Origin of the sequence: Stenomitos frigidus ULC18, from assembly GCF_003003795.1 — a bacterium.
Lineage (GTDB): Bacteria > Cyanobacteriota > Cyanobacteriia > Leptolyngbyales > Leptolyngbyaceae > Stenomitos > Stenomitos frigidus_A.
Genome location: NZ_PVWK01000006.1, coordinates 1 through 7327, shown reverse-complemented (window position 1 = coordinate 7327; position 7327 = coordinate 1). Strand labels below are relative to the sequence as shown.

Here is a 7327-nt window from a genome sequence, read left to right as displayed (position 1 = left end):
ATTCGGGAACTGCGAAAGCGGGACTGAATGTTGGCCTGACGCCATGTCGCTTTACGTACTTTTGCGTAAAAGAACCCACAGTACGGCTACTAATTTGGGGTGCAGGCGGGGTAGGCAAAACTAGCTTGGCTTGTCACTTGGCAAAGTTGGCTATGGAAAGAGATTCTAAGAAGCGGCTATGTGCCAAGCATCTTATGTTGCCTGTTTTGATTGAACCGGAGCTAATCGAGCAAGAAATTGGAGTAGAGGGCATAAAAGAGCCTTTAGTGGAAGCTGTTCGTAAACGCTTACAGGACCTAGTGAACGAACAGGAGCCAATTCCCGACCAATTGCTGCACTATTTGCTTAAGCGTGGACGAGTACTAGTGATTATTGATCGCTTCTCAGAGATGCGAGATCCAATCCGAAAAACTGTTGTTCCCAACTCCAAAACAAATCCGTTCAATGCTCTAATTGTTACCTCCCGCACAAGAGAAACACCCGAGAAAACTACTATGGATTGGTTGGAGCCACTTCAACTAAAGGGATCTGAGTTGGTACGTTTCATGGAGGACTACCTTAAGAGCCAAAATAAGAAGGAAGAATCCCTGCTAGAAGCTGCTAGCCAATTAGAGAAAATTGTAGACAATCGACCGATTACAGCTTTTCTTGCCAAACTCTACATAGATCAACTAATTACAGTTGGAAACCGCTCAGTCCAACTACCTAAAACCATCCCTGATTTAATGATCAGTTGCCTAGAACGACTCAACACAGAAATTGCTCACCAGTCAGATGTTGTCGAAGTCTACCTCGACAACAACACTGTATGCCAAGATGCTAAAACCGTGGCATGGGAGTGCTTAAGGTATACTTATCGACCCAATTCAGCTAAAAGAGAAGTGCTTCTAGCCAGTTTAGCTGGAGATGATCCAGTTTCTCGACTTAACTACTTAGAAAAATCTCTGCGGATTGTTGAAACTGTTGGGGAAGAACAAAGCCGGGTTCGTTTTACCCTTGACCCACTAGCCGAATATTTGGCTGGGTTATATTTAATTGAACAGTATAAAAATAATCTGACTCTATGGCAGGACTTCCTAAAAACTGCTGATACGTTTACTCCAGAAGCAATTCAGGGCTTTATCCTGGCTATTCAAGACTGCTGTTTTGCAAGGAGCGCTCAGACACAGATTCCAGAGTCCATTGTTAGGGAGTTAAGGCAGCGAACGGCTTTAGTAAATACTTTTGGAATTGAACCAAAATCCAGTCAGCAAATCACTGTATAAGCGTCGAAGCTTTTTTGATTCGTTTCAGCTTTTGACTCAAAATGCGTCTTACTGCCCTTGGCTAGTCGCTTAACAGAAAGTAAGATTCGTTCAAGCTCAGGTAAGCAGATTGAATTGTCGAAATCGGTCATTTTCGGTAGTTTTGCATCAGTGCCTCAAAACTCATTGATGCAAGACCATTGTGAGAGCTTGCGTTTGAGATGGGTTTTGAGTTACCAGAAAGCCGCTGCTGTCGTCAAGGTGCGATCACCCTGCTCAAGCTTTCCTTTGGGGCCGTTTTTGAGAAGCTTAGGCAAGCTAGAAAGAAAGAAAGAGACAACTGAAGTTTAAGATGTGAAAGACGTTAAACATCTGTCCGAAGGTTGTGAAGACTGATAGTCTGTTCTATGAATTATTTCAGTCCTCGCCAGGAGTTTTACTAGAGCTGATGGGGATGCCTCCGGCACAGGGAGGAAACTACAGCTTTGTTAGTCAGGAAGTGAAGCAGACTCGGTTTCAAATTGACGGTGTTCTCTTGCCTCATGATCGTTTTGCTGACTTACCCATCTATTTTGTCGAGGTGCAAGGCTATCGGGACAGACGCAAGGGAGAAAACTTTTACTACGGTTTTTTCAGTGAGATTCTTTTATACCTCAATGACTACCGTCCTCAACATGATTGGCAGGGAGTGGCGATCTTTACTGAAAGACGCTTCGATCCTGGTTTGCCCGCACACTTTCGTGAGTATGCTTCTGGAGGAAGGCTCCAACGGATTTATTTAGATGAGACACCTGAGGATTGGGAAGGTCATTCTTTAGAAGTTTCTGCGATTCAACTAATTGGGGTGAATGAAGCGATCGCTCCGGAGAAAGGGAGGGCGTTGATTGAACGAGCCAGAGTAAGCGTTACGGATGCAAAAGCACTGCGAGACATTCTAGAATTGATAAGTACCATCTTCGTTTACAAGTTCGGCAACCTGAACCACAAGGAGATTGAATCAATGCTCGGATTAAGTGAACTAAAACAAACCAAGGTTTACCAAGAAGCCAAGCTTGAGGGGATACTCGAAGTGGTACCTGTGCTACTTGAAACAGGTTTGACGGTAGAACAAATTGCAACACGGTTAGGCTTAGATCTCGCGACGGTCAATGAAGTGGCTCAACGACCTTCCACGCCAGTTAAGAAGCCAAAAACTACCACCCCAAGGCAGCCTGGCAAGAGAACTAGGGGTAGAAAATCTTCTGATAAGACTGATTAATTCAGAGATATTCTAGGGGTTGATAGCTTCAAAGAGGAATGATTGCCTTCTTTGGCAGCGAGCCTATCAACCTGTTAAGACAGACTTCATTCTTCCGATATTAAGGCTTCTAGCTTGATAAGCAAAGCTTGAGCTTGCTTCCATTTTTTGGGGTCTTCCCATAGCTTAGCTTGGATCACTCGGCGAGAGAGAGATTCAACAGTGGCTTTTGGGGAGGTTTTGTCTGCTTCTGGCTGAAGAGCTTTAATTCGTTCTCGAATTTGGCTGAGGGAAAGGTCTTCTTTGATTGCTGACTGAAGCAAAACTTGACGTTGGGTTTCGTCCTTCACACGGGAGATTGTCTGAGCCTTCGTATAGGCAAGCTTGCCCTGGCGCAGAGCTTCTAGAACATTGTCTGGCAGATTCAACAGCGGAAGTCGATGATTCACGAAAGATTCCCAGGACATCAGTCCTAGACCTGTGAAGACGCTTTCGATCGCTTCGATTTCTGAGTTTCCAACAACGTTGTTGGCAGATTTTTTGCGCTCATGTTGGAGGCGATGCAAGAGAGGGGGCAAGTCACTTACAGCTCGGTTAAGTTGAATGCTGAGCAATTGCAGGATACCTTCAGTTTCTTCGACGGGGTTGAGGTCTTCCCGCTGTAAGTTTTCGACCAGGGCGAGTTGCAGGGCTTCGGTGTCGGACAGGTGTCGAATGACAACGGGTATTTCGGTTAGCTTAAGCTGCTGAGCCGCTCGGTAACGCCGTTCTCCGGCAACAAGTTCGTATTGGTCAGGCTTACCCTCAACTGGCCGCACCAGAACAGGTTCCAGAATGCCATGTTCTTTAACAGAGAGGGTTAATTGTTCTAGCTTCTCTGGGTCGAAGTAGCGGCGAGGTTGCTGGGCCGGTAGGCAAATTGATGTGAGGGGAAGATCGCGATCTCCTCCTGACTGGGTTTCAACCTGGTCGAGGCTGTCACGCAGTTTGCTTAGGCTACGCCTTGCCATAGTTCAATGCCTCCGTAAAGAGCTGTTCGTATTCTTCAGCAGCAACTTGGGCAGCTTCGCCTGACATATTAAAGACGGTTGCTGATTGTCCGGGAGCATCGGCGATTGCGGTACGGCGATAAATAGTTGTTTCCAGTAATTTGATACCAGAAATGTCAGCCAGGGCAGCTCTGGCTTCCCGCAGTAGAATACTGCGTTTTTCAGCTTTGTTGAGGAAGATTGCAGCATGGGGGTTTCCGTTCCGCACCTTCTGGACGTTGTGAACCAGCCGCACGATTTTCTCGGTACTTGCCAGATCGAGCTGGGCGGCTTGAACTGGAATTAATGCTAGGTCAATTGCTAACAAAATGGATTTGGTGGTTTCGCCCAGTACGCCGGGTGCATCAATGACGATCGCATCGTATTGGTCGGCAAGGTCAGTGGCAGTTTCAAATAACTCTTCGGGATCATCAATGACGCGGAACTCCATACCCATATCTTGTAGCCATTGACTGGAGCTTTGCTGCGAGTCAGAGTCAAGGACAAGAGTGCTTTGCTTGCGATGGCGGCTCAACCAATAGGCAAGGTGAGCCGCTGTTGTGCTCTTGCCCACGCCTCCTTTCTGGTTGATCACTCCGATTAGCATCTGTTTTTAGGTGTAAGGATGCGATTTGAGTATAGCGGAGAGATGTCCCGATAGAGCGATAGAGCTTAAACGAATTTGGCTCTCTCAAGTTACTCAAACTAATCCCACTCCAACTTTTGTCGATTATTCGTATTGGTTCTTAACGAACAGCGTAGGAAGGCTAGAATCACTATCAATGATTTAGATCATCCAAAAACTCAGAGGCTGGATTCACTCCAGTGATGAGCAGGTAATCCCGCGCACGGGTGCAGGCAACATAAAGAAGATGGCGCTCGGTATTATAGACCTCTTCGAGATCGGACTCGTCGGAAATGCTTTCAATACGCTCCTGGAGTGGCAAGATTTCGTCGTCGCAAGCCATGACCACAACGGCACGAAACTCAAGCCCTTTTGCTAGATGCATCGTGCTGACAGCAATACAGCCTTGAGCCGGGATGACTCGATCGTCCAACTCAACTGGCGTTGCTCCTGACTGTTTGATGGCAGCGATCGCCCGTTCAAGCTGAGGCGTATCCCGGACGAAGACCCCGATTTCATCTGGTTGCAGCCCAGCGGTAAGACGATTCGCGATCCACTCGCTGACAGCTTCCGTTTCTTGCTCCAGGTCAGCATAAAGCTCGATCGCTGGGGCGGGTCCGTTAAAGACTGACACTGTGTTTTGCCGATCCTCAACATTGCCGTCTACATCAGCCAGTGTTTTGGGCAGTAGGCGATCGGCTTGCTGGCGAATCTGGTGAGAAGTCCGGTAGTTGATGGTGAGTGTTTGCGATCGCCCACGAATATCGACACCCAATGCCTTCCAGGAGAACGGCTGCTGAAAAATGCGCTGCCCCAAATCACCCGTAAAGAATAAACTGTCGGGTCGTCGCTTGCCCATCACGGCTAAGAGGCGCAGTTCGGAGATGCCCATGTCCTGAGCTTCGTCCACAACCACGAAGTCAAAGGGTTGTTCATTCGACTCGGTGAGATAGTCTGCGACCCGGTAAAAGAGTCCAGGTAAGGTCAGAAGGTTTTGCTGTGCGATCTCATCATGAACCTGCTGGAAGATCGACCAGAGGAGTTCTCGCTGTTTGCCACCAATCCGGGTTTTGCGCCCCAGGCGTTGCACATCCCGGTAGGCTTCCCACGAGTCTAGCTGCCATGCATCAACGACATCGCGCCATTCTCCGAACAAAAATGATTCTGTAAACCGATGCCCTGGAACGTTGGCGGCGGCTGACCTTAACAGCGATCGCACCTGCTCTGGTGTCACAATCTTCGGTTCCTCAAAGGCTTCGGTATAGAGTTCGTAGGCGATTCTCTGAATGGAGCAAACTACGAGCCGATTGCTAACTTCAGGCTCATTGCCAATGAATCTGTTTAGTTTGACCTGGAGGGCATTCGCTAGGGCATCAGAGAATGTGGTCAGTAAAAGGCGTGCCTGAGGATGCCGACGTGCTAAAAAGACAGCGCGATGGAGTGCCACAATAGTTTTGCCAGTGCCTGCCGAGCCTGAGATGCGGGCAGGTCCAGTGTAATCTCGCTCAACCAGGTAGCGTTGGGCAGGGTGAAGGAAGACTGTCCATTTTTCCCAGGGGAAAGCCAGCGCCCGTTCCAATTCCTCCATGTTGGTCATCACCCGGAAGCGGCGTTGAGCATCGGGGTGACTGAACGGATCGATGCTGGTTGGGATGGTGGTTGGTTTTTGGGGTTTGCCGCCTGTTGCCAGTTCCAGGAGTGCTTCGGCTGCTTCCTGGGGTAAGCGATCAACCAAATCAAATAGGGTGTCCTCAGTCGCTTGCCGTACATCGTCCAACCACTCTACTGGAACCCCATAACTCAGCAAGTCGTCGTCGGAAACTTTGATGAATAGAGGCAGTTTTGTGGGTGCTGTTCGCTCGACTGGTTTTTGGACGATGACTTCCTCGACTCGTTCGCGTACTTCCACCAACTGGGCAGCACCAGTTTTGGGATGCCGCTCGATTTTGCGACGGCTCGCCCAGGTGTAAGCAGCGTCGTGGTGATCGACATAGCAGAGTAGCAAGCTGGTCTCTGTTCGGTGGACAATCAAGCGAATGTCCATGTTGATGCTGACCGACCAGAAGTTAGGGTCTTTTACCCGATCGAGCTTATGGAATCGCATCCCTGCACTCGCTGGATTCAGTTGCAGGTCAAAAGCTGTAGTTTTGACCGCTTTCTGCTCCTGACTGGTGAGTTTGACCAGACTATCGGTGAATGTGTCAGCAATGCGAAATTCCATGAGCTACTAAGCCATTAGTAAAGTATTGCTATCTTTATCCGAATCGTTTTTTATGCTTTCCATGTCATCTCGAAATAAATTGGCTGTGTAGAATTCTCACGTTTCTGAGATTGCTTCTGAAACCCCATTTTCTTGTAAAAACTCACAGCATCTCGATTTCTCTTGTAAACAGCCAGCTTAATTATTTGCTTCTCGCTCTGGATATAGTTCATTAGCTTTCTACCCAGACCTTGACGCTTAAGTTCTGGGTTGACAAAGAAACCAGACATCTTGATTTCAGTCTGAAATGTAGCAAATCCTACAATTATCCCATTTTCTTCTAAGACAAAAGTTTTGGTAGCAAGGTCGTCAAGTGATTCTTCCGCCAGTTGGCGATGTCTCATGCGAACACTTTCTTCCAGAAAATGATGAGCTGATGGAACAGCAGCATCATAAATTTTTAGCAATGCTGGTTTATCGGAGTGTTGATAAACTCTGATTGTCCTGTTTTCAGCGTTCATATTTGTCTTTAATCCACACTAAAAACAATCATCACTCCGCCACCCAGGTAGCTACTAACCTTCACGGCTTCAAAATATCTCGCACATTGCTTAACTCGATTTGATCTGACGGCAAGTTCAGTGGATAGCCGAGCTGAGTAGCACGACTTTTCATCGCTTTAGAAAAGAAATCTGGTCCTACGATGTTATGGCAAGTTGCCCAGTAGACCGGGTAATCAGACACGTTATAGCCAAACCAATCGCCGCCTGGATTGAGAAGATGAGCATAGGTTTTGCCTTCGATCTCAAAGACATAAGCAGGTCGAGTTGTTGAGCAGTAGACGTAGCTTGTATGGGGAGGCTCAAAAGTAGCTGGTGGCTTAGATTCTGTCGGCCAGGAACGACCTGCTAACTTTGGGTTCTTTTACGCAAAAGTACGTAAAGCGACATGGCGTCAGGCCAACATTCAGTCCCGCTTTCGCAGTTCCCGAAT

At 47.8% G+C, this 7327-nt stretch carries 6 protein-coding genes; 2 read left to right on the top strand and 4 right to left on the bottom strand.

All coding sequences use genetic code 11. The annotated features are described in order from the left end of the window. Both C7B82_RS00660 and C7B82_RS00655 read left to right on the top strand, forming a co-directional pair. A partial coding sequence (locus C7B82_RS00660) for an NACHT domain-containing protein (RefSeq protein ID WP_219903856.1) occupies nt 1–1265 on the top strand: 1265 nt, incomplete at its 5' end. A gap of 364 nt (nt 1266–1629) precedes the next feature. Further along, on the top strand, nt 1630–2502 hold the full coding sequence (locus C7B82_RS00655; protein WP_106254391.1) for a DUF2887 domain-containing protein: 873 nt from the start codon (nt 1630–1632) through the stop codon (nt 2500–2502). An 86-nt stretch (nt 2503–2588) separates the two neighbouring features. On the opposite strand, the gene C7B82_RS34075 is transcribed toward C7B82_RS00655, so the two are convergent. The 4 genes from C7B82_RS34075 to C7B82_RS00635 form a co-directional block, all read right to left on the bottom strand. After that, on the bottom strand, nt 2589–3491 hold the full coding sequence (locus C7B82_RS34075; protein WP_106254390.1) for a ParB/RepB/Spo0J family partition protein: 903 nt from the start codon (nt 3489–3491) through the stop codon (nt 2589–2591). Further along, on the bottom strand, nt 3478–4116 hold the full coding sequence (locus C7B82_RS00645) for a ParA family protein (protein ID WP_106254389.1): 639 nt from the start codon (nt 4114–4116) through the stop codon (nt 3478–3480). Before C7B82_RS00645 ends, C7B82_RS34075 begins: the two co-directional genes overlap by 14 nt. A gap of 172 nt (nt 4117–4288) precedes the next feature. Further along, entirely contained in the window at nt 4289–6355 is a 2067-nt protein-coding gene (locus C7B82_RS00640; RefSeq protein WP_106254388.1) for a 3'-5' exonuclease, read from the bottom strand. A 50-nt stretch (nt 6356–6405) separates the two neighbouring features. Then, entirely contained in the window at nt 6406–6855 is a 450-nt protein-coding gene (locus C7B82_RS00635) for a GNAT family N-acetyltransferase (RefSeq protein ID WP_106254387.1), read from the bottom strand. Between the last annotated feature and the right edge of the window lie 472 nt (nt 6856–7327).